Source organism: Synergistes jonesii (genome assembly GCF_000712295.1).
Classification (GTDB): domain Bacteria; phylum Synergistota; class Synergistia; order Synergistales; family Synergistaceae; genus Synergistes; species Synergistes jonesii.
In genome coordinates, this window is sequence record NZ_JMKI01000047.1 from 131375 (window position 1) to 153904 (window position 22530).

Consider the following 22530-nt stretch of genomic DNA (forward strand, 5'->3'; position numbering starts at 1 on the left):
CTATATGAGCGAAAAAAAAGAATTTGCGGAAATAGAAAAAAAACTGCAGGCCATGGCGAGCCCCGGGATCCGCCCCGGGCTCGCCCGCCTTGCGAAGCTCCTCCTTGAAGCGGAGACGCCGCAGGATAAATTTCCGGCGGTCCACATCGCCGGTACGAACGGGAAGGGATCGACCGCCGCGTCGCTCTATTCGATTCTGCGCGCGTCCGGCTATAAGACGGCGCTTTACACGAGCCCTCATCTGGTAGATTTTTCCGAGCGCCTGGAAATCGACGGCAAAAGGATATCCTCCACCAAATGGCGCGGCGCGATAGCGGAGATCGAATCTATAATAGGAAGGACGCCCTTCTTTTCCGAGAATCTGCCGACGTACTTCGAACTGACGACGGCGGCTGCGATGCTGATAACGGCCGAGGAGGAGCCGGACGTCGCGATATTCGAGGCGGGGATGGGCGGACGCCTCGACGCTACGAACATACTTGGGGACGTCAGGCTCAGCGTCATCGTCCCGATAGGGCTCGATCACATGGAATATCTCGGCGGCACCCTGGCGAAGGTGGCGGCGGAAAAATTTGCGATAATGCGCAGGGGCGCGCCCGCGCTCTTCGCCGGAAGCAAAGAGCTAAACGCGCAGTTCGCCGCGGCGGCGAAGTCGAGCGGCGCCGTCCCGTACATTTTTTCTTCGCTGCGCCGAATAACCGACGCGTCGTACTCTCTGCGCGGCTGCGACTTCACGCTCGCCGACGCGGCCGGCGCGAAAGATTCATATCACACGCCGCTCGTCGGGACCTTCCAGCCGGAGAACGCTTCTCTTGCGGTAACGGCTGCCGAGCTTCTGGCGAAGGATTTCCCGAAGATCACTAAGCAGACGATAAAAGCCGGTGCCGCCTCCGCCGTCTGGCAGGGACGCATGGAGGTCGTCTCCCCGCGGCGCCCCTTTATCATAGACGGCGGACACAATCCGCACGCTATGAGGCGCGTGGCTCAGACGCTCAAAACATTGCTGCCCGGCCGGCGCGTGAATATCGTCGTCGCGATGATGAAGGACAAAGAAGTAGGACGGGCCCTCGCATATCTGCGAGGCGCGGACGCGGCCCTTTTCTGCACGCAGGTGCCGGGCAGCGCGCGCTCCCTCGACGCCTATGAGATGAAGCGCGCCGCGGAAGCGGAGGGGCTCGAAACGGCTGGCGGCTACGACGACCCGGTAGAGGCGATAAACGCGGCGCTTGCGCTGCCTTCGCCGCTGCTCTGCTGCGGCAGCCTCTTTCTCGTCGGCTACATAAAGGAACATATAGGTGAACTTCGAGGGCTTTAAAACGACGGAAGACGGACGCGGCGTCGTCGTAGAAATGGCGATGCCGCCTCTTTTACGCGGACATTTTTTCGCTAAGCTCTACGCGAGGGGGGAGATGAACGACGCGGCCCGCGGCGACCCGGGCGCCGTGTGGAGGACGCTTTCCGCGGAGTACGGAGAGACGCCGCTCGTCGCGCCGCATCAGGTGCACGGCACGAGGATAATCGAGGCCGGAGAGGCTGTGGCCCTGCCGCTGCGCCCCGAGGCGGACGCCCTGCATATCGCGCCCTCTTCGTCGGCCTTCGCGAGCCTGCGCTTTGCCGACTGCGCTCCGGTCGTGATCGCCGGCCGCGCCGAAGAGCCGTGGATGTATATACTTCATTCGGGCTTCAAAGGCACGCTTCAGAATATATCGGCCGCCGTGCTCCAAAACGCCGCGGAGAGGTACCGCTCTTTCTCCCCACGCGGCGTATGGGCGTGGGTCTGCCCCGCGATCGGCGCCGAGTGTTACTCGCGCAGAAGGGAGGATCCGTCCGCCGCGGAGGCCGTTGAAAAATTTTCCGCTGAAAACTTCCGCGAGGATGGAGAATTTTTCAGATTCGACATCAAGCGCGAGATAGCGCGCCAGATCGCCGATTTCGGCGTGCCGCGCGGCAATATTTTTATTTACGACTGTTGCACGTCCTGCCGCCGCGATTATTTTTACTCCTACCGCGCCGGCGACGGGGAAAAAAGGCTTTTTCTTTTGGCGGGGAAGGCCAAAAGCGCTGGGAAAGTGTGAGAATGTTAAAAGGCTGGATAATAATTTTTACGGCCGAGAGGTGAAGCAAATGGAAAATATCCGGGTGGGAGTCGTCGGCGTGGGGCATCTGGGGATGCACCACGCGAGGGTTTACACGGAAATTTTAGGCGCCCAGCTTGTGGGCGTCGTCGATATAAACGAGGAACGAGCACAGACGATAGCGGAACCGCTTGGCGTGCCGGCTTACGGCGATTTTGCAACGTTCCTGAGAATCGCCCGCCCGGACGCGGTCAGCATAGTCGTCCCGACGAGCAAACATTACGAGATCGCGAAGGTCGCTATGGAGCACGACGCGCACGTGCTCGTGGAAAAGCCGGTAACGACGAGCGTCGACGAGGCTGAGAAGCTGCTTAACCTGGCGGTGGAAAGGGACGTCATACTTCAGGTCGGCCACATAGAACGCTTCAACAGCGCGGTGGAGCACGTGCGCGAATTCGTCAAAGACCCCTATTTCATACAGACGCGTAGGGTCGGCCCCTTCTCGCCGCGGATAAGCGACGTCGGCGTCGTCCTCGACCTGATGATTCACGACGTGGATATAATCCTCTCGATGGTCAACTCTGAGCTGATATCCATATCGGCGATGGGGCGCTGCATACGCACCGACCACGAGGACATCGCCTCGGTGCAGCTGCGCTTTGCGAACGGCGCGATGGCTCAGATTCTCGTGAGCCGCGTCAGCGAAAAGCGCCAGCGCATGATGGAGATAACGGAAGCCGAGAGGTTTGTCACGGTGAACTTCGAGACGCAGGACATAACGGTGCAGCGCAGTGTCCGCGAGAGCGGCGGCAATATCGTCGAGGTCGTTGAGCATCCCGTCTTCCCGAAGACCGAGCCTCTGAAGATGGAGCTGCAGCATTTCATATCCTGCATACGCGACGGGCTCCAGCCCATGGTCGGCATCAAGGACGGCAAGCGCGCGCTCGAGGTCTGCGTCGCCGCGCTGCGCCAGATACACGAGGAAAAGCCGCAGAGCGCGTCCATCCTTTCCGCGATGTAAAAAACCGACGGCGGCCGCCGCTTCGAGAGTCGTTAAAAAAATCAATGACAGCTGCCGATTTAAGAGTTATTATTAAGAGAGGGAAAGATTTTTTCCTCTCTTTTTTGTGCACTCAGATGCCGGAAGGGTGATTTGCAAGTTGGCGGAAATTTTTAAAAACATACCATCTGTAAATATCCAGGCTTTCGCAGCGCTGGCGCTCTTCTGCGTTTCGCTCTTTCTCGCCAGGATGATTGTGAACATACAGTCGGGAAAGTGGCCCGGAAACGAGATGTGGATCACTTATCTGCGGGTCGTCCTCGGCTTCACCTTTGCCGCGTCGATAGGCCTCGGTTTCTACAGCTTCGCGGGAATCGACATCCTTTTCGGCCGAGGCGGACTCTGATGCGCAAAAATTTCTTGATGCTCCGCAACCAATACAATAGACAGGGAGAGTTTGATCGATGAATAATCTGCTCGAGCGCGCCGCAGCGGGCGACATAAGGGCGATAGGACGGCTGATCAGCCTTGTGGAAGCCGAGAGTTCGTCTTCGAAGGACATTATGAAGACGATATATCCAAAAAGCGGGCGCGCGCATGTGATAGGCATAACAGGAAGTCCGGGCGCCGGCAAAAGCACCTTCGTCAACAGGCTGATCGCACAGTTCCTCGCCGAAGGCAAAAGGGTCGGAGTCATCGCGATCGACCCCTCGAGCCCTTTTACGGGCGGAGCCATTCTCGGCGACCGTCTACGCATGCAGGACCACGCGCTAGAAGAGGAGGTCTTCATCCGCAGCATGGGATCGCGCGGAAACCTCGGCGGCGTGAGCCGCAGCACTCACGAAGGCGCGCTGATCCTCGATGCCTGCGGCTACGACGTAGTTATAGTCGAAACGGTCGGGGTCGGGCAGTCCGAGGTCGACATCGTCAAAATCGCCGATACCGTCTGTCTCATACTTACGCCGGGAATGGGCGACGACGTCCAGATCATGAAGGCCGGCATTATGGAGATAGCCGATATATTCGTTGTAAACAAGGCCGACAGGGAAGGAGCCGACAAGGTTGCGGCAGACGTGCAGGTCATGCTGAAGATGCTCGGCGAAAGGGAATGGGTCCCTCCCGTCGTGCTCGTCTCTTCGCAGAAAAACACCGGCGTCGACCAGGCCAAAGAGGTGATAAACAAGCACTCCGCGTATCTGGCGGAGAGCGCGGAGGGCAGGCGCCGCCGCTGGTCGCAGCTCGAAATGGAGGTCGAGGCGATACTGCGCGGCGAAATTTCTTCTATTGTCGAAAAGGAATGGAAAGAGCGCCGGAACGACGGGCTGATGGAGGACCTGTCCGCGAGGAAGTGCGATCCCTATACGCTCTCCGGAGAAATTATTCAGAAGATAATAAAGTAAATTTTTACGGAGGAATAGATAATGAAAATCGCGGTAGCTTCCGACCACGCCGGTTACAAATTGAAAGAAGAAATAAAGAGACACCTCGCAGAAAAAAATTACGATGTGCTCGATTTTGGGAGCGCGTCGGCGGAGCTGAAGGTAGATTATCCGGACTGGGGCTTCAAGGCGGCCGGAGCGGTCGCGAGCCACAAGGCGGAGCGCGGCATACTAGTCTGCGGCACCGGCATAGGCATGAGCATAGTCGCGAACAAGGTGCGCGGCATCCGCGCGGCGCTCTGTCACGACCATTTCACGGCTGTAATGAGCCGCCGCCACAACGACGCGAACGTGCTTGTGCTCGGCGCGCGCGTGCTCGGCGCCGACGTGGCGCGCGACATGGTCGATGTGTGGCTCGACGAGCCCTTTGAAGGAGGGCGCCACTCCTTCCGTCTTGACAAGATATCAGCCTACGAGGAGGAGAACTGCAAGAAGCTCGAAGCCTCCTCCGGCGGCGGACGCACTGTCGTCATAGACCATCCCCTCGTGCGCCACAAGCTCGGCCTCTTGCGCAACAAAGAGACGTCGTCGAAGGACTTCCGCGACCTCGTTCAGGAGGTCGCCGGGCTGATGGTCTACGAAGTAACACGCCATTTGCCGCTCGAAGAGACGGAGATCGAGACTCCGATCGAAAAGACGCGCGTCTTCACTCTCTCCGGCAAGAAGCTCGCCGTCGTTCCGGTGCTGCGCGCCGGGCTCGGCATGGTCGAGGGCATACTGAAGCTTGTGCCTAACGCGAAGGTCGGGCACATAGGGCTTTACCGCGATCCAAAGACGCTGAAGCCGGTCGATTATTACTGTAAACTGCCCTGCGATATTTCTGAAAGGGAAATTTTCGTCGTCGACCCGATGCTGGCGACGGGCGGCTCCGCCGTGGCGGCAGTCGGCCATATCATAGAGAGGGGCGGAAAGAAGATATCTCTCGTCTCGCTCATCGCGGCTCCCGAAGGCATAGCGACCTTCCATGAGGCGCATCCCGACGTCGATATATTTGTCGCCGCAGTCGACAGCCATCTGAACGAACACTGCTACATCGTTCCGGGGCTTGGAGACGCCGGAGACAGATTGTTCGGCACAAAATAACTGACGCGAAGGGAAATTAATTTGCTTTCGATTTATCTCTTTACGCTTTTAAACTTCCTCTGGGGACTCGTCGGCACGCCCGTCGCGATCGCTCTTGCGCGGAAATTCAGGCTGCTCGACGTCCCCGGAGGAAGAAAGAAGCACGGCGGCATAATGCCGCGCGGCGCCGGGCTCGTGCTTTGGAGCGGTTACCTGATATGGGCGCTCTTCACCGGAAACCCAGGCGTCGAAGTGCCCTATATCGCGACGGGGGCTTCGCTGATCTTCATAGTCGGCTACATGGACGACATGCATCCGCTGCCCCCGCTGCTGCGCCTCGCCTTTCACCTTTTCGCGGCGCTGTGGGTCGCCTTTCCGCTCCCGATACCTTTCTGGCAGCGCGCACTCTTTACCCTGTGGATTGCCGGCTCGACGAACGCCTATAACCTCATAGACGGGATGGACGGGCTGTGCTTGACGATGACTCTGATAACGTCCGTCTGCGCGCTCACCTTCGGCGGGGCTTCGGCCTGGCTGCCCTTCTGCGGCCTCGTCTTCGGTGTGCTGCTGTGGAACTTTCCGCAGCCACGGACCTTTCTCGGCGACGGAGGCAGCACGCTCCTCGGCTATATATGTTCTTCGCAGCTTGCGTGGAGCATTTTCCCCAGCGCCTTCGGCAGAAATTTTATTTATCTCGCTCTTATACTGCTATTTTTAGGCGGGGTCCCCGTGATCGATACTCTCTTCGCGATGACGAGGCGAATGCTTCACGGAAAATCGCCTTTTGAGCCGGACAGGGGACACGCACATCACAAGCTCCAGGATATGGGGCTGCCGAAGTCTGCCACCTTGATAGTCATGGGGGCCGCGCACGCTTTGATAATCGCCTTCGGCATCCGTCTGCTCGGAGTGCCGCTTTTTGATATTTTCTGATTTGGAGGGAGCCGAAAATGGAGAGGAAAAAAGTTGTATGCGTGATAGGCACGAGGCCTGAAGCCATCAAAATGGCTCCGGTCGTCAAGGCTCTCGCCGCCGACGCGTCATTCGACGTGCGCGTGCTTGCTACGGGACAGCACGCGGCCATGCTCGACCAGGTGCTCGACTTCTTCGGCCTGTCGGCTGACAGAAACCTGCATATAATGAGGGAGCGTCAGTCGCTCGACTATATAACCTCGTCGGTGCTTACCGGCGTAGGAGAATATTTTGACGGCGCAGGGGCGGCCGCGGTGCTCGTACACGGCGACACGACTACGACCTTCGCTGCGGGGCTCGCGGCCTTTTACCGCGGTATCCCGATCGGACACGTCGAAGCGGGGCTGCGCAGCGGAAACATGCGTCTGCCGTTCCCGGAGGAGATGAACCGCGTGCTGGTCGACAAGATGATAACCTGGGGTTTCGCCCCGACAAAGCTCGCCGCGGAAAACCTCAGAAAGGAAGGTCTGCCCGAGGGCGCGATAAGCGTCACCGGCAACACCGTCATAGACGCACTCTTCTACACGATAACGAAACGCAGGAGCCCCGAGGCCGGCGAGCTTTCCGTACTTCCGGACGGAGCGCCCTTCCTTCTCGTCACGGCGCACCGCCGCGAATCGTGGGGCAGGCCGCTCGAAGGCATATGCGAGGCGCTCGTTGAAATACTGGACGCGCACCCCGACGTCTGGATGGTCGTCCCGATGCACAAAAACCCGGCGGTCCGTGAGACGATCGGAAAATATCTAGGCGGGCGCGACAGGGCGATACTCTGCGACCCGCTTGACTATCCCGATTTCGTATGGGCGATGAACACGTCAAAATTTATTTTGAGCGACAGCGGCGGCGTTCAGGAGGAAGCTTCCGCGATAAAGAAACCCGTGCTGATACTGCGCGACGTCACGGAGCGCCCGGAGGTCGTCGAACAGGGCAGCGGTCTCCTCGTCGGAGTGCGGAAAGAGAAGATACTTGCCGCGGCGCTCAGGCTGCTCGAAGAGCCGGGGGCGATCGCGGCGATCGAAAAGAGGTGCGAAGCCCAGCCCTTCGGCGACGGCACCGCATCTGTTAAAATAGTAAATACACTTAAGGAGAGCCTTCTGAAATAGATGGAAAGCAGCGAAGAGAAAAAAATGGCGGAAAAAATGCTAATAAGAGGCGGCAGGAAACTGCGCGGGACCGTAGACGTCCAGGGCGCTAAAAATGCCGCTCTGCCCGTCATGGCCGCGTCGATTCTGTTGAAGGGAGGTTCGCTCTCGCTCGAAGGTGTCCCCGACCTCTATGACATACGCACGATGCGCGACCTGCTGTCGGATCTCGGCGCTTCGGTAACCTTCAACGGCCACAGGATGAGGATCGACGTACCGGAAAAATTAAAAGCCGACACTCCCGTCGAACTCGTCCGCAAGATGCGCGCCTCGTCGCTCGTGCTCGGTCCGCTCGTCGCGCGCTGCGGACGCGCGCACCTACCGCTGCCGGGCGGTTGCGTGCTCGGCAGCCGGCCTCTCGATTTCCATCTTAAAGGGCTCGCGAAGATGGGATCGGATATCGAGCTTAAGTCGGGCGCGGTGAACGCGACCGCGGGACGGCTCAAAGGGACGACGATAACTCTCGAATACCCTTCCGTGGGAGCGACGGAGAATCTGATGATGGCGGCTACTTTAGCCGAAGGGACGACCTTTATAGAGAACGCCGCGAAGGAGCCGGAGATCGTGAATTTGGCCGAGATTCTGCGTCTTATGGGAGCCTCGGTGAGCGGCGACGGCGGTGAGACCATTCGCGTGAGCGGAGTGACTTCGCTGCACTCAGCGACGGGCCGGATAATACCGGACAGGATAGAGGCCGCGACCTATCTGATAGCCGGCGTGATCACGGGCGGCGCGGTCACAGTGAGAGGCATTCCGGCCGCCTATATGGAGGCGATACTGAACAAGTTGGAAGAGGCGGGGGCGGAAATAGACGTCTTTGGAAACGAAATAACCGCGAAGTGCGGCGCGCCGCTCAAGGGCGTCACCGTCAAGACGATGCCCTATCCGGGCTTCCCGACGGATGTGCAGCCCCAGATGATGGCGGCGCTGACTTTAGCGTCGGGGACGAGCGTAATACATGAGAGCGTCTTCGACTCGCGGCTGCTGCATATCAGCGAGTTCAAAAAGGTGGGCGCGAAAATCGAGGTGCAGGACAACGTCGCGATCATCACGGGCGTGCCCTCTTTGACCGGAGCAGAGGTGCATTCTTCGAACCTGCGCGCCGGAGCGGCGCTGATACTGCTCGGACTCGCGGCCGAAGGCGAAAGCACGATCTGCGAACTACACCACGTCTGGCGCGGCTACGAAGGACTCGTCGAAAAGCTGCGCTCTCTCGGCGCGGATATCGAATACGCCGATTGACGGAAGATAAAATGGCGGAAGAAAGAGAGCGGATCAACGATAAGATAACGACATCGGCCTTCGTCGGAGCAGCCGGCACGGGGAAGAGCCAGCGCGCCCAGCTCGTCGCCTCTTTAGTCGACGCTGATTATATAATCGACGACGGGCTCGTGATATACAAGGGCAGCATCGTCTGCGGAAAGAGTGCGAAGTCTGAGAGGAATCAGGTCAGCGCTATAAGGCGCGCGCTTTTTGAGTTCGAAGAGCACCGCCAGGCCGTGATATCCTTCTTCAAATCGGCCGCGCCCGCGTCTGTGATGGTTATAGCGACGTCCGACGGCATGGCGCTGAAGATACTGCGCCGCCTCAGACTGCCCGCCCCTTCGCAGATCGTGCACATCGAAGACGTCGCGACGCCGGAGGAGATAGTGAAGGCGCGCAGGGAGCGCTTCAAGAAGGGACAGCACGTGATACCCGTCTCGCACGTCCTCGTGCGGAAGAATTTCGCCGGCAAACTCGTCGGCCAGCTGAGGGTGTTCTGGAAGTCGAAGGACAAGCGCGAAGGCGAAAAGACGATAGTGCGTCCGCCCTTCAGCTTTTACGGCGACGTGCATATAGAGCCCGAAGCGATAAAAGAGCTCGTCTCTTTTATCGCCGGCAGGACAGCCCAGATCGTCAAGGTGAACGAAGTCGGCGTGACGCCGCAGGAAGACGCGCTGCGCATAGAGATAAAGCTCGCCGTCAAGCTCGGCGATAAAAAGCTTATCGAAGTCGCGTCCCTCGTGAAGAGGCGCATCGCCGTCAGTCTGCGCTATTTCACCGGTCTCGACGTGAAGAGCGTGGACGTGATCATTTCGGAGGTACAGGTATGAACGATGAAAGAAAACTGCTGATGAAGCTCTCGGAAGGCGAGCGTGCTGCCTACAAAAAAGTTCTGTGGGAGGAAGCGCGCTCAAATGCACTTGCGTGCCGCGCCTGTCCTTTGGCCGATACGCGCGCGAAGGTTGTCTTCGGCGACGGAGACCCCGATTCGAAGCTGCTCTTCATCGGCGAGGGTCCGGGGGCCGACGAGGACGCGCAGGGGCTGCCCTTCGTCGGCAAGGCGGGACAGCTGCTGACCCAGATACTCACCGCAGCGGGCATCAGCCGCAAAGAAGTCTACATCACCAACATAGTCAAATGCCGTCCGCCGGAAAACCGTGTTCCGTCGCCTCAGGAAACGGTCATCTGCGACAGACACCTTCAGACGCAGATAATGCTGATCGACCCGCTGCTTATCGTGCTGCTGGGGAACACGCCGATGCGCTGGATACTCCAGACCAACGAAGGAATCACGAAGCTGCGCGGCCGCTGGTTCGAGTGGCGCGGCGTCGCCGTGATGCCGATGTTCCACCCGAGCTACCTGCTTCGCAATCAGAGCAGGGAAAAGGGGAGCCCGAAGTCCCTCACCTGGATCGACATACAGGAGGTAAAGCGCCGCTGGGAAGAAGTCAAGACGGCGGGAAAGCTGAGCGAAGATATATTTGTCGGCGGGAGGGCGTGATGGAAAAGAAAAAACTCGAGCACGTCGCGATAATAATGGACGGCAACGGACGATGGGCGAAGGCGAAGCGCCTTCCGCGTATAATGGGGCATCACGCCGGGGTGCGCGCCGTAGAGCGCACGGTGCGCGCCGCCAAAGAACTCGGCATTCCCTACGTTTCGCTTTACGCCTTTTCCACCGAAAACTGGAAGCGCTCTCAGAGCGAAGTGGCGGGGCTGATGGGGCTTTTCCGCTATTATATGCGCTCTAAGCTGGCCGAACTGTGCAAAGAGGAGTGCCGCGTGCGCTTCGCAGGCGACCTCGACGCTCTGCCGGATGACATCGTGCAGATACTGCGCGAGGTCGAGGAAAGGACGAAAATTTACGCGGAGCGTCAGCTCATCATATGTCTTAATTACGGTGGGCGCAAAGAAATCCTTGACGCAATAAATAAAATAACTGCCCAAAATATCAAGGTGCCAATTACCGAAGAGATACTGCGTGCGAACCTCTATCTGCCCGACGTGCCCGACCCGGACCTGATCATACGCACGAGCGGAGAACTGCGGCTGAGCAATTTCTGGCTGTGGCAGAGCTCTTACAGCGAATATTATTTTACCGGCCAGTATTGGCCGGACTTCGATAAAGCGAGCCTCGAAGAGGCTGCGAAAGATTACTATGAAAGGGAGCGCCGTTATGGGAAAGCTTAGGGATTTTCTTCTTTCGAGCCCGGAGCTGAAGCTCAGGACCGTCAGCAGTATTTTTATCGTTCTTCTCGTCATAGGCGGGATTCTTCTCGGAGGTTTCTGGTGGAGCGCGATCGTCGTTCTGATCGCGACGCTTTCGCTGCGCGAGTTCTATAAGCTGCAGTCTGAAAGGATATCGTCCTCGCCTCTCCTGCTTCTTCTCTCGGGGCTCTGCATCCTGCTTGGGACGGCGTTCGGCTTTATGAGCGTTTCGGCGATACTCTGCTCTATCTCCGCCGTCGCTTTTATAGCGCTTTTTCTTGAAGTACTAAGACATCAGGTGTCGGGAGAGAGCGACGCCCTCGCGTCTATGGGCGCTATCGTCGCCGGCATAGCCTACGTCGTGCTGCCGTGGTCGTTCATGATTCTGATACGCTCGAGGGAGCTAGGCGCGATGTTTTTGGCGACGCTTTTCCTTTGCACTTGGAGCTGCGACGTCGCCGCCTACTTCGTAGGCAGCCGCTTCGGCAGGACGCTTCTCTGCAGCCGCGTGAGCCCACATAAGACGTGGGAGGGCTTCATCGGCGGAGCGGCCGCGAGCTTTATGTGCGGCGGCCTGATGGCGCTGATATTTTCCTTCCCGCCGATGCCGCTGCTTCTGATGGGCCTGCTCTGCGGTGTCGCCGGGCAGCTTGGCGACCTCGGCGAATCGGTGCTGAAGCGCGAGGCCGGAGTCAAGGACACCGGCAGCCTGATACCCGGACACGGCGGCTTGCTTGACAGATTCGACAGCATCCTCGTGAACGGGACTCTCGCCTTCGTCATCTTCGAGCTAGTGGGGTAAGATGGAAAAGAAAATCAGGCTCGCCGTCATAGGGGCCACCGGCAGCGTCGGCGGAGCTGTGCTCGATGTCTGCTCGCGCTTTCCGGAAATTTTCGAGGTCACAGCCCTTGCGGCAAGGTGCAACGCGAAGAAGCTCGCGGAGCTCGGAAGGAGGCACGGCGCGAAGCTCCTCTGCCTCACGGAGCCCTGCGCGGGCTGGCAAGAGGATGGCTTCGAGTGCCTTACGGGGACAAAGGCCCTCTCCGAGATAGCCGAAGACGATCGCGTCGACCACGCCGTCTTCGCTTCGTCGGGCGTCGCGGCGATTCCGGCGCTTCAGAAGGCGATTTCACGCGGGATAGACGTTTCTCTCGCAAATAAAGAGAGCGTCGTAGTGGCGGGCCCGTGGGTGATGCCGCTCGTTAAGCGGCAATGGCAGCTCCGCCCTGTCGACAGCGAACACAGCGCGGTGTGGCAGTGCCTGCGCGACGCGCCGAAGGAGGAGTTATCGAGGATATGGCTCACGGCCTCCGGCGGCCCTTTCAGAGACTTCACGTGCGAGCAGATGAAGGACGTGACGCCGGAGGCGGCTTTGAAGCATCCTATATGGAAGATGGGGCCGAAAATAACGATAGACAGCGCGACTCTCATGAACAAGGGGATAGAGTGTATCGAAGCGATGCAGCTCTTCGATATGCCGGCCGAAAGAGTCGGCGCCCTGATACATCCCCGCTCGCAGGTCCACGGGATGGCGGAATTCGTCGACGGCACGTTGAAGATGCTCGTCTCCCGCGCGGATATGCGCCTGCCGGCGGCCGCGGCTCTCGCCTGGCCGAAGCGCCTTGCTGCGGCGGAAAAAATTCTGCCGCCGCTTGAGCCTTCGCAATGGGATTTGAGTTTCCGCGAAATAGACGAAAAGCTGTTTCCCTGCTACGCTGCGGCGCGCTGGGCCGGCAGAGTAGGAGGCGCGATGCCTCCTCTGCTCGTCGGAGCGGACGAAAGCGCGGTGCGGCATTTTCTGAATCACGAGATATCCTTTATGGACATCGCCGGCATAATAAACGACGTGCTTGAAAAATACTCGGGAGCTGCGCCGAAAACGCTCGAAGACGCGATAGCGCTTGTGGGCGAGGGAGAAAGGGCGGCCGACGAGCTTTGCATAAAACGGAGGAACGTATAATTGCTTAGCGTTATTTCATTTCTGATAGTAATCGGCATATGCGTCATATCGCACGAGGGCGGGCACTTCTGGGCCGCGCGCCTGCGCGACGTGATGATACATGAGTTCTCCTTCGGCATGGGGCCTGAGATATTGAGCGGCAGGCGCGGCGAGACGCAGTATTCGCTGCGCGCGTTCCCGATAGGCGGCTTCGTCAAGCTGGAAGGAGAGGACGCGGAGGAAGAGGACGAGGGAAAACGCGAATCCTGCGACCCGAGCCGTTCTCTCGCGAACAAAAAGCCTTGGGAAAAAATCTTCATCATCGGAGCCGGCGCTTCTGTAAATATTTTTCTCGCCTGGCTGATCACGGCCCTCTACCTTGCGGGCTGCGGAGTCTACGATATGCAGACACCGAAGCTCGGCAAGATCATGGAAGGCACTCCGGCGCAGAGCGCGGGGCTGCGTAGCGGCGACCTTATCAGGAGCATCGACGGCGTGGAGCTGAAAAGCTGGTCCGATATAAGAGAGAACATACTGAAGGAGGATAAGGACGGCGATTCTTTCGAAATAGTCGTAGAGCGCGGCGGTGCGGAAAAAAGTTACACGATAAGCGTCCCTAAGGACGCCAAGACCGGCGCGCGTCTGCTCGGCGTGCAGCCCTCGCTTGAGAAATTTCCACCACTTGAGGCGCTTTCGAAATCCTTCATTTATTCCTGGAACATGAGCCTGCAGATACTGCGCGGCCTTTACATGACGATCACCGGGCAGCTCAGGGCCGACGTGACGGGGCCGGTCGGCATCGCGTCGATGGCCGGCGACGCGATGCGCGAAGGCTTTTGGACCTTCATCGCCTTCCTCGGCGTAATAAACCTCAACCTCGGACTGCTGAATCTCCTTCCCTTCCCGGCGCTCGACGGCGGCCGCATCCTCTTCATACTGATCGAAGTGATAACGCGCCGCAAAGTCCCCGAAAGGGTCGAGACGATGATACATTACGCCGGCTATGTGATACTCCTTTTGCTTATCGTGCTCGTCACAGGCAAAGACATCTACAGGCTGATGCGTTAGAGGCGCGGCGATGGCGAGCTTAAAGAGCGTGGCGATAAAGGGGCTCAAGATAGGCGGAGGCGCGCCTGTGCGCGTCGAAAGCATGCTAAAGACGCGCCTCGCGGACGTCGAAGGCTGCGTTAAGGAGTGCCGCGCCCTTTTAAAGGCCGGCTGCGAACTCGCGCGCGTCGCGCTGCCCGACGAAGTTCTCGCGCCGAAGCTTGCCGAACTCGTGAAAAAAACCGAGCTGCCTCTGATGGCGGACATCCACTTCAACCATAAACTCGCGCTTGCAGCCCTCTCCGCGGGAGTGCCGGCGATAAGGGTAAATCCAGGCAACATGAGCGGAGCGGCAGGGCTGGCCGAGGTGGTGGCGGCCGCGAAGGACAGAGGCGCCGTGATACGCATAGGCGCGAACGGCGGCTCCGTCGGCAACGCGCAGCTCGCGGCGGCAGGAGGCGACCGCGGCGCGGCTCTCGTCGTCGCAGTCGAAGAACAGCTTGGAGCTCTTCTTGAAAGAGGATTCGAAGACGTGATCGTATCGGCGAAATCCTCGTCGGTTGCGGAGACGGTGCGCGCAAACGCGTTGCTCGCGCAGAAGTATCCCTTCCCGCTGCACGTCGGCATAACCGAAGCGGGCTGCGGAAATTCCGGCATCGTCAAGGGCGCCGTCGGCATCGGTCTGATGCTCGCGCAGGGAATGGGCGACACCATACGCGTCAGCCTGACCGGCGCTGGCGCGGAGGAAGTCGAAACTGGGTACAGCATCCTTTCGGCGCTCGCGCTGCGCAGCCGAGGCTGGCAGCTCATCAGCTGCCCGACCTGCGGGCGCAGGAGAATCGAAGTCGCCGCACTTGTTGAAAAGTTGCGTAAAATAATTCCCGCCGACGCCTGTAGCGGCATGACGATCGCTGTGATGGGCTGCGAAGTGAACGGACCGAAGGAAGCCGCAAACGCCGATCTGGGAATCGCCGGAAGCCCGGAAGGCTTCATCATCTTCAAAAAGGGAGCCTTCGTATGCCGCGGTTCGATGGAAACCTTTGAAGAAACGGTAAAGCATGAAATTTTCCTTACTAAACCTTAATGAACATCAAGTTTATAAAAAATAATAAAAAACATATTGACTAACGAGACGCAAAAATATAAGATAATGACGTGACGTTGGTATTTCATACTTTTTTACCTTCTTTATGCAACTTTGTTTTGCGGTGAGAGTTTTTTAAAAACTTAGGAGGTGTAAAAAATGAACCAGGAAAGCCATTTTTGTGTATTCTCAGAGACGGGCAAACTTAAACAGGTCATGCTCCACAGGCCAGGCAAAGAAATCGACAGGCTCACCATAGACAACATGGACGAGCTGCTCTTCGACGACCTTTTATGGCTCGAACAGGCTCAGAGAGAGCACGACAACTTTGCGGAGATGCTGAGAAACGAAGGCACGGAGGTCCTCTACTTTAACGAGTGCCTCGCTCAGGTGATGGAAACGCCTGTGATCAGAGAGAGGCTCATAAAAGACATTTTTAAGTTTGAGTGCCTCGACCGCAGACTCAGCGAGGCGTTCATCACCGAACTTATGAACATGCCGTCCCTCGAGCTCGCGGACCATCTGATCGCGGGCTACACGAAAAAAGAAGTCAGAGATGTCTGCGACTGCACCGGTCTGAGCCTCGTTTCCTGCGTCGAAAACGGAAGCGATTTCCTCATCCATCCGATACCGAACCTTTATTTCCAGAGAGACCCAGCGATAACCGTAGCGAACGGAATCATCATAGGGCAGATGACCTTTGAAGCGCGCCGCATAGAGCCTCTCTACTGGAAATACATCACGAACCATCATCCGAGATTTGAAGGCATGCAGATACTCTTCGGAGACGCGCCGGACGAAATCTGGCCGCAGAAAGTGGAAGGCGGCGACCTGCTCGTTCTGACGGAAAAGGCGATGGCGATAGGCGTCTCGCAGCGCACGGCTCCGACCACCGTTCAGAGAATCGGGCGCAACCTCTCTTCGCGCACCTCGATCAAGCGCATATACGCCTTCGAAATCCCGAGGAAACGCTTCTGCATGCACCTCGACACCGTGTTCACGATGGTCGACAGAGACGCTTTCTGCATCTATCCGCCGCTGCTCGACTATTTGAGAGTGTGGCAGCTGGATTACGACGAAGGCGGAGTGCTGACGAGCCTCAAGCAGAGATCCGACTGGACGCACGATATAGCGAACGAACTCGGCTTCGACCATATCCGCCTGATAAAAATGCTGGGCGGCGACAAGGCCGGAATGGCGCGCGAACAGTGGCACGATGGGTGCAATACTTTGGCTGTCGCGCCCGGTAGGGTGATAACTTACAACCGTAACGTCACGGCGTCGAAAATTCTTAGAGACAACGGAATAGAAGTACTCGAACTCGAGGGACCGGAGCTCGGCAGAGGACGCGGCGGTCCGCGCTGCATGTCGATGCCGCTCAATCGCCTGCCGGTATAAAATTATTTTAAAAGGCCATTTACAAAATATTAAAAAGTAGTAAAATATCTTCACTAAAATAAAACTACATAAACTGAAAGGGGAAAGTTTACATGCCCGTAAATCTCCGCAATCGCAACCTTATCTCTCTGAAACACCATACGCCGGAAGAAATCGATTACCTGCTCAGCCTCGCCGCCGACCTCAAGAACAAGAAGCGCGCCGGAATAAAAGGGAACCTTCTCGATCGTAAGAACGTAGCCCTTATATTTGAGAAACCGTCTACGCGCACGCGCTGCGCGTTCACTGTGGCGGCCATAGACGAGGGAGGGCACCCCGAATATCTCGGCAAAAACGACATCCAGCTCGGGCACAAGGAAGACGTCGCAGACACGGCCCGCGTTCTCGGGCGCATGTTCGACGGCATCGAATTCCGCGGCTTCAGCCAGAAGGTCGTCGAGGACCTTGCGAAGTACGCCGGCGTCCCCGTCTGGAACGGCCTTACCGACGACTACCACCCCACGCAGGTACTCGCCGACTTCCTCACGATTCGCGAGAACTTCGGGCGCCTCAAAGGCATCAAACTCGTCTACGTCGGCGACGGCCGCAACAACGTCGCCAACTCGCTGATGATTGGAGCGGCCAAGATGGGCATGCGCTTCGTCGTAGGCACGCCGAAAGAGCTATACCCCGACCCCGCCCTCGTAGAAGAGTGCGAAAAGATAGCGAAAGAGTGCGAATCGGGCGCGACGATCGAAGTATTCGAAGACCCGAAAGTCGCCGTCAAGGACGCTGACGTCATCTACACGGACGTCTGGGCGTCGATGGGCGAAGAAGCGAAGACAGAGGAGCGCAAAAAGCTTCTCAAGCCGTATCAGGTCAACATGGAGCTTGTCAAAGCGACGGGCAACGAAGACGTCATCTTCCTGCACTGCCTCCCCGCCGTCAAGGGCAACGAAGTGACCGAAGAAGTCTTCGAATCGCGCCACGCGAGACAATTCGACGAAGCCGAAAACCGCATGCACACGATCAAAGCGGTCATGGTGGCGAGCATAGGAAATTTCTAATTTCTAAATTTTTGGATTGATAGAAGCCTACAGGGCGCCGCACATATATGGGCGGCGCTTTCTCTATATTAATTAGGCAAAAAGGCAAGTATATCTGGAATCTAACGCGGATTTTATCAATCCTCTAATTCTCCTGAAGCGCACGGTCGACGGCGGCTCTCGCATGGGCTATCGTCGTGTCTATAAGCGGAACAGGACAGTCTTCCTCATTGACGAGCATTCCGAACTCGGTGCAGCCGAGGATGATTGTTTCCGCGCCGCGCTTGACCAAATCTTCAATAGCGGCTTTGAATTTAGCGCGCGTCTTTGGTAAAAAAATTCCCTTCGCAAGCTCTTTGTAAAGTGCGTTGTGAACATTGTCTCTGTGTTCTCCTTCAGGGAGCAGTACGTTTAGCCCGTAGCGTTCCCTCAACCTGCCTGTAAAGTACGTTCCCTTAATTGTGTAACCGCTGCCGAGAAGACCGACGGTTTTATAGCCCTTAGATAGCGCCGTCTGTGCCGCGGGGTCTACGATGTGTATGTATGGGAGGTCTGTTTTTGCGTCAATGTACGGCATCGCCGTGTGGACGGTGTTGCAGGCTATGATGAAAAAATCAGCGCCTGCCGCTTTAAGTTTGTTCGCTTCTACAGAAAGTAATTCTCCCACTCTTTCCCAGTTTCCGAGGACCTGATTGCGCTCGACCTCCTCGAAATCCGTCTGAGCCAGTACGAGCTTTGCACAGTGGAGGCCGTTGCCTCCGAGGCGCCTTGCCACCTCTTCGTTGATCGTTCGGTAGTAAACGATAGTGCTGGGCCATGCGACCCCTCCAATGATTCCGATATTTTTCATTTAACATTCCCCCTACTTTTATATTTTTCTGAAAACTATTTCCTGTTTGATATCCGCATGATTTATTATACGCGCGTCTTACGTAGTGTGGCTTAAGAAGCGCTATCTGACTTCTGCGGCGAGACATTTTCTCAAGTGCGTCGAGTCGGAATGAGGCCGCCCGATTAACGCGCCTGCACTGTTTACCTGTTCACCGGTGTTGCAAACATGGTAGAGGTCAATAAAATGCTCACAGCTTTCTGTACGACGAATACAACGGTAGGTTTACAGTAAGGGCGCTGTTCGGCGTGGGCGTTTATGTACCATGGACAAGTGAATCGAGTTCTTGCTGTTATTTACCTTATGATAGAACAGGAATGTGCGATAGAACTCAGTTATTAACAGCTTTATGTACACGCGGCAAGTCTGATTGCGGAGCCGCCGCGCTACCTGCCAGGCAGCGCGGTTTATACGATTTCGTTTTGTAGGAGCCTAATGCAGGTGTCTATTCTTATCGCGAGGGAGAGCTCTTCCATCTGAGGCTGGATTTTGAAGTCGAGCCCAGTGAGCGTGGCGATCTTTTCCAGTCGGTACCTTATGGTGTTTTCGTGCTGCGCGGCATCAAGCGCCGCTTTGTGCATGTCGCATCCAGACGCGATATAAAGCCTAAGCGTATCAAGCAGGTTCGTCCTGTTCTCCGCGTCGTACTCGCTCACCGGTTCGAGCACGCGTTGCCGAAATTCCTGCATTTCTAAACTTTCGGCGAAAGGAAAGATGATCTCGTAAGCGCCGAGGCGTTCATAGTGCAGAAGGGGCAGGGCGAGGCTCCGCCCAAGCAGCGCGGCGTACAGGCCTTCACGGATACCAGCGGAAAATTCTGTAAGGCTGAAATGAGTACGGCTTATCCCAGCTGATAAATTTTCGACGTCGGGAAATATCTCCCGCATCGCTTGGGCGGCGAATGCGTCGCCGAATGAATTTGAGGTATCGTTGCTCGAATAGAAAAGGAAGGCTCCGTTTTTGTACAGGCACATCGTGCTCGCAAGCGTGTTCAGAGGGCTTCGCTCGTATCTTCTGAAACATTCTTCGAACTCGCTTTCACCGAAGTATTCACCGCTCTTGAAATACACAGCCGCGAATCTGTCTTCAAACGAAGGATTGATAAGCCTTGCGTGCGCCCGTGCGTCGCCCGCGGATAGGTTGCCCGAGAGCAGTACGTTTATCTCGTCCTGTTGGAAACCGATATTCCGCATGCGTTCGGCGTGGCGGTTTACGTCGTAGATTATTTTTTCGAAATACAGCTCCATGGAGTTGATGAGAATGATTGGAAAATTTCGGGAGTCGGCAAAGCGTATGGCCGATTCCGGTATCGACAGGCGGAAGACGTTTCTGAACGCGAGAGCGGCGGCGCCCTGTTTCAGGAGGTGTTTGACGCCTTCGCCTATCATGTAGGGGTCGTCTTTCGCGCAGAGGAAGGTCGTGAGGACGAGCTGGTCGCGGAAGGAACTGGTGTAGAAGTATCTGCCTTTGAGAGACTTGTCCAGCTCGTAGTCGAGGATGCCGACGTCTTTGATGACGCGGGAAACTCCACCAGCTCCTGCTATGAGCTTCACCTTAGCTTCATAAGTGTTCAGAAAATCTGAGACGGTATAGTTCATCACGTTTTTCCTCGCATTGTTATATTTTTTTATAAAGATAATGCATTCTTCGCCGTAAGTCGCTTAATTAGACGTGTATCATTAAATCCTGGACAATAGAGCATTAATCCGATTTCCGATGTCCAATGAACATCCTTATTTTATCATCAGTTTAAGAAAATGTTTCATTATATAGTTATTTCTTATAAAAAAATAAAAATAATATTGTTATATTTTTTATATAATGCCCTTTGTCTTGATGCTTTGAAAATAATAAACTTTAAAGCACAGAGTCAAACGTAGTACAGGTACATAAAAATATACAGGAGGGCAAAATATGAAATATACGCGTATGCCTATCGAAAAGGAATCGCCGGAGCAGTTCGGCTATGATAAGATCAAGAACAACCTCACCGAGACATCGGTCCGCGACCGCAACATCAAAGACCTGGGACTCGTGATAGACGATCTTCTTCTCCCTTACGGAGATCACTTCGGCTATAAGCCGCTGCGTGAACTGATCGCCAAGCAATCTGGAATCGAGGATCCCGACTGCGTCATCGTTACGGCAGGCGCTGCGTCGGCGCTCTTCCTGGTCGCCTCTTCGCTGCTTGAGCCCGGCAGCCACATGATCGTGGCACGTCCGAATTACGGCACCAACATCGCCACTCCGGAGGCGATCGGCGCCGATATCAGCTACCTTGACCAGAAGTTCGAAGATGGTTTTCGTGTGGACATCGAAAGACTTGAGTCGCTGATACGCGCCGACACGAAGTACATATCGCTGACGAATCCGCATAACCCGACCGGCACGCTCATGAGCCTTGCGGAGGTCAAAAAGGTCATCGCCATCGCCGAGAGGCATAACGTCTGGCTTCTGATGGATGAAACCTACCGCGACATGTTCAAAGATGAAGCGCTGCCTGTGTCCGCATCTCTGTCGAAGAAGGTCGTATCCATCTCCTCTCTCTCCAAGACTTATGGCATACCAGGCGTCCGCATCGGCTGGGCCGTGTGTCAGGATAAGAATATGATGGACATGCTCATCTGCGCTAAGGAGCAAGTCTGTATCGGCGGCAGCGTCGTCGACGAGTACATCGGCTGGGTCGCGCTCTCGCAGAAGGAAGAGTGGATAAAGAAAAACGATGCCCTCATCGCCCGCCACTTCGCCATAGTCAAAGAATGGGTGAACAATGACGAATTTATCGAGTGGGTTGAGCCGCGCGCGGCCTGTACCTGCTTCCCGCGCATCAAAGAGTCAGCCGGCGTTGATATAAAAAAATTCTACAAGATCATGAACGAAAAATACGGCACATACATAGGCCCCGGCCACTGGTTCGGTTTCGACGACCGCTACATGCGCATAGGATACGCCTGGCCGCTGGAGGAGGAACTTAAAGCAGGCCTCGCGGGCATATCGGCGTCGATAAGGGAAGCGAGAGGATAGAAGAGAAGTCGGTCGAAGGGCGTCGACGCGGCCTTCGGCCATTTTTAGAAAGGTGAAGCCCATGAATAGATATCCGCTGCTTGAGATAGACAGGAACGTTATCAGACGCAACGCAGGCATACTTCTTCGTGAATGCAGAAAGAGAGGCGTCGAGCCCTTCGCCGTGCTGAAAGGTTTCAACGCTATCCCCGAGATAAGGGACGCGCTGCTTGAAGCGGGGTATAAGACCCTCGCGAGCTCAAGGCTGCCGCATCTGGCCGCCGTGAAAGAAGCGGGACTTCCGGTAAAGACGCTTGGGCTGCGCATCCCGATGCTCTCCGAAGCGGCCGACGTCGTAAAGCTCTGCGATATCAGCCTCAACTCCGAAATTGAAACCATGCGCGCGCTCGACCGCGCGGCGGAGACTGCCGACGTCGTCCACAATGTGATCCTGATGAGGGATCTCGGCGACTTGCGGGAAGGGATTTTTGACAGCCGTGAATTTATCGAGACGGCGGTCTACATTGAGCGGGAACTCAAAAACCTGCGCCTTTACGGCGCGGGTACAAACCTCACCTGCTACGGCTCCGTCATTCCGACGGCAGAAAACCTCTCCCTGCTTTCCGCCGATGCAATGAAAATAGAAGAAGTCATCGGCAGGGAGCTTGAAGTTGTATCGGGCGGCGGCACCACCTCCATACCGCTCATGATGAGCGGCGGAATGCCTAAAAAGATAAACAACCTTCGCATAGGCGAGGCCAACGTCGTCCCCTGCGACTTCATCGAACGCGGGCAGTGTCCGATAGAAGGCCTTTCAAACAGAGGCCTCGTGCTTAAAGCGGAGATAATCGAGATAGGCGAAAAACCCACTCACCCGATAGGAAAGCTGGGGACAAACTGCTTCGGCTCATACGTCCATTATGAAGACCGCGGCGTCGCCGCCGCGCGCTGCTGGCCATAGGTGCGTTCGACATCGGCGATGC

At 56.6% G+C, this 22530-nt stretch carries 22 protein-coding genes; 20 read left to right on the forward strand and 2 right to left on the reverse strand.

Features of this window, described 5'->3' with window-relative positions:
• Positions 1-4: 4 nt before the first annotated feature.
• The 18 genes from EH55_RS11420 (at position 5) to argF (ending at position 17676) form a co-directional block, all read left to right on the forward strand.
• Complete coding sequence (locus EH55_RS11420) at positions 5-1315, forward strand: bifunctional folylpolyglutamate synthase/dihydrofolate synthase (protein WP_037977947.1); 1311 nt, start codon at positions 5-7, stop codon at positions 1313-1315.
• Entirely contained in the window at positions 1296-2075 is a 780-nt protein-coding gene (locus EH55_RS11425; protein WP_037977948.1) for a polyphenol oxidase family protein, read from the forward strand. Before EH55_RS11420 ends, EH55_RS11425 begins: the two co-directional genes overlap by 20 nt.
• A gap of 49 nt (positions 2076-2124) precedes the next feature.
• A complete protein-coding gene (locus EH55_RS11430; protein WP_037977949.1) occupies positions 2125-3096 on the forward strand; it encodes a Gfo/Idh/MocA family protein in 972 nt (323 codons plus the stop codon).
• 139 nt (positions 3097-3235) lie between these two features.
• The gene (locus EH55_RS11435; RefSeq protein ID WP_081839569.1) at positions 3236-3481 is read left to right on the forward strand and encodes a flagellar biosynthesis protein FliR; all 246 of its coding nucleotides are present in this window, start codon (positions 3236-3238) and stop codon (positions 3479-3481) included.
• A 58-nt stretch (positions 3482-3539) separates the two neighbouring features.
• Complete coding sequence (meaB, locus tag EH55_RS11440) at positions 3540-4475, forward strand: methylmalonyl Co-A mutase-associated GTPase MeaB (RefSeq protein WP_037977951.1); 936 nt, start codon at positions 3540-3542, stop codon at positions 4473-4475.
• A 21-nt stretch (positions 4476-4496) separates the two neighbouring features.
• Positions 4497-5597 carry a uracil phosphoribosyltransferase gene (upp, locus tag EH55_RS11445; RefSeq protein WP_037977952.1) on the forward strand — a complete coding sequence of 367 codons (1101 nt, stop codon included), beginning with the start codon at positions 4497-4499 and terminating at the stop codon, positions 5595-5597.
• A 21-nt stretch (positions 5598-5618) separates the two neighbouring features.
• Positions 5619-6509 (forward strand): glycosyltransferase family 4 protein, encoded by an 891-nt coding sequence (locus EH55_RS11450; RefSeq protein WP_037977953.1) that lies wholly within the window; start codon positions 5619-5621, stop codon positions 6507-6509.
• 17 nt (positions 6510-6526) lie between these two features.
• Positions 6527-7651: a non-hydrolyzing UDP-N-acetylglucosamine 2-epimerase gene (gene wecB, locus EH55_RS11455; protein WP_037977956.1), complete on the forward strand. Its 1125-nt coding sequence runs from the start codon at positions 6527-6529 to the stop codon at positions 7649-7651.
• Positions 7652-8932: a UDP-N-acetylglucosamine 1-carboxyvinyltransferase gene (gene murA, locus EH55_RS11460; RefSeq protein ID WP_037977959.1), complete on the forward strand. Its 1281-nt coding sequence runs from the start codon at positions 7652-7654 to the stop codon at positions 8930-8932.
• Positions 8933-8943: 11 nt separating this feature from the next.
• Complete coding sequence (locus EH55_RS11465; protein WP_037977961.1) at positions 8944-9783, forward strand: Asp23/Gls24 family envelope stress response protein; 840 nt, start codon at positions 8944-8946, stop codon at positions 9781-9783.
• A complete protein-coding gene (locus EH55_RS11470) occupies positions 9780-10454 on the forward strand; it encodes a uracil-DNA glycosylase (RefSeq protein WP_037977964.1) in 675 nt (224 codons plus the stop codon). The genes EH55_RS11465 and EH55_RS11470 overlap by 4 nt, the downstream gene beginning before the upstream one ends.
• Positions 10454-11143, forward strand: a complete 690-nt coding sequence (gene uppS, locus EH55_RS11475) for a polyprenyl diphosphate synthase (RefSeq protein ID WP_081839570.1) — start codon at positions 10454-10456, stop codon at positions 11141-11143. Before EH55_RS11470 ends, uppS begins: the two co-directional genes overlap by 1 nt.
• A complete protein-coding gene (locus EH55_RS11480) occupies positions 11130-11963 on the forward strand; it encodes a phosphatidate cytidylyltransferase (protein WP_236617126.1) in 834 nt (277 codons plus the stop codon). The genes uppS and EH55_RS11480 overlap by 14 nt, the downstream gene beginning before the upstream one ends.
• Before the next feature lies 1 nt (position 11964).
• Positions 11965-13122, forward strand: coding sequence for a 1-deoxy-D-xylulose-5-phosphate reductoisomerase (locus EH55_RS11485; protein WP_037977969.1), 1158 nt, complete (start codon positions 11965-11967; stop codon positions 13120-13122).
• Positions 13123-14169 (forward strand): RIP metalloprotease RseP, encoded by a 1047-nt coding sequence (gene rseP / locus EH55_RS11490; protein WP_037977971.1) that lies wholly within the window; start codon positions 13123-13125, stop codon positions 14167-14169. It abuts the gene before it with no gap.
• Between the two features lie 10 nt (positions 14170-14179).
• The gene (gene ispG, locus EH55_RS11495) at positions 14180-15232 is read left to right on the forward strand and encodes a (E)-4-hydroxy-3-methylbut-2-enyl-diphosphate synthase (protein WP_037977972.1); all 1053 of its coding nucleotides are present in this window, start codon (positions 14180-14182) and stop codon (positions 15230-15232) included.
• Between the two features lie 159 nt (positions 15233-15391).
• Positions 15392-16630: an arginine deiminase gene (locus tag EH55_RS11500; RefSeq protein WP_037977975.1), complete on the forward strand. Its 1239-nt coding sequence runs from the start codon at positions 15392-15394 to the stop codon at positions 16628-16630.
• Positions 16631-16722: 92 nt separating this feature from the next.
• On the forward strand, positions 16723-17676 hold the full coding sequence (argF, locus tag EH55_RS11505; RefSeq protein ID WP_037977977.1) for an ornithine carbamoyltransferase: 954 nt from the start codon (positions 16723-16725) through the stop codon (positions 17674-17676).
• A gap of 124 nt (positions 17677-17800) precedes the next feature.
• On the opposite strand, the gene EH55_RS11510 is transcribed toward argF, so the two are convergent.
• A complete protein-coding gene (locus EH55_RS11510) occupies positions 17801-18505 on the reverse strand; it encodes an aspartate/glutamate racemase family protein (RefSeq protein ID WP_037977979.1) in 705 nt (234 codons plus the stop codon).
• Between the two features lie 446 nt (positions 18506-18951).
• Entirely contained in the window at positions 18952-20142 is a 1191-nt protein-coding gene (locus tag EH55_RS11515) for a PucR family transcriptional regulator (RefSeq protein ID WP_037977982.1), read from the reverse strand.
• A 316-nt stretch (positions 20143-20458) separates the two neighbouring features.
• Here EH55_RS11515 and EH55_RS11520 point away from each other — a divergent pair, with 316 nt between their 5' ends.
• Both EH55_RS11520 and EH55_RS11525 read left to right on the forward strand, forming a co-directional pair.
• Complete coding sequence (locus EH55_RS11520; RefSeq protein WP_037977984.1) at positions 20459-21568, forward strand: pyridoxal phosphate-dependent aminotransferase; 1110 nt, start codon at positions 20459-20461, stop codon at positions 21566-21568.
• A gap of 61 nt (positions 21569-21629) precedes the next feature.
• A complete protein-coding gene (locus EH55_RS11525) occupies positions 21630-22508 on the forward strand; it encodes an alanine racemase (protein ID WP_051682868.1) in 879 nt (292 codons plus the stop codon).
• The last annotated feature ends 22 nt before the right edge of the window (positions 22509-22530 follow it).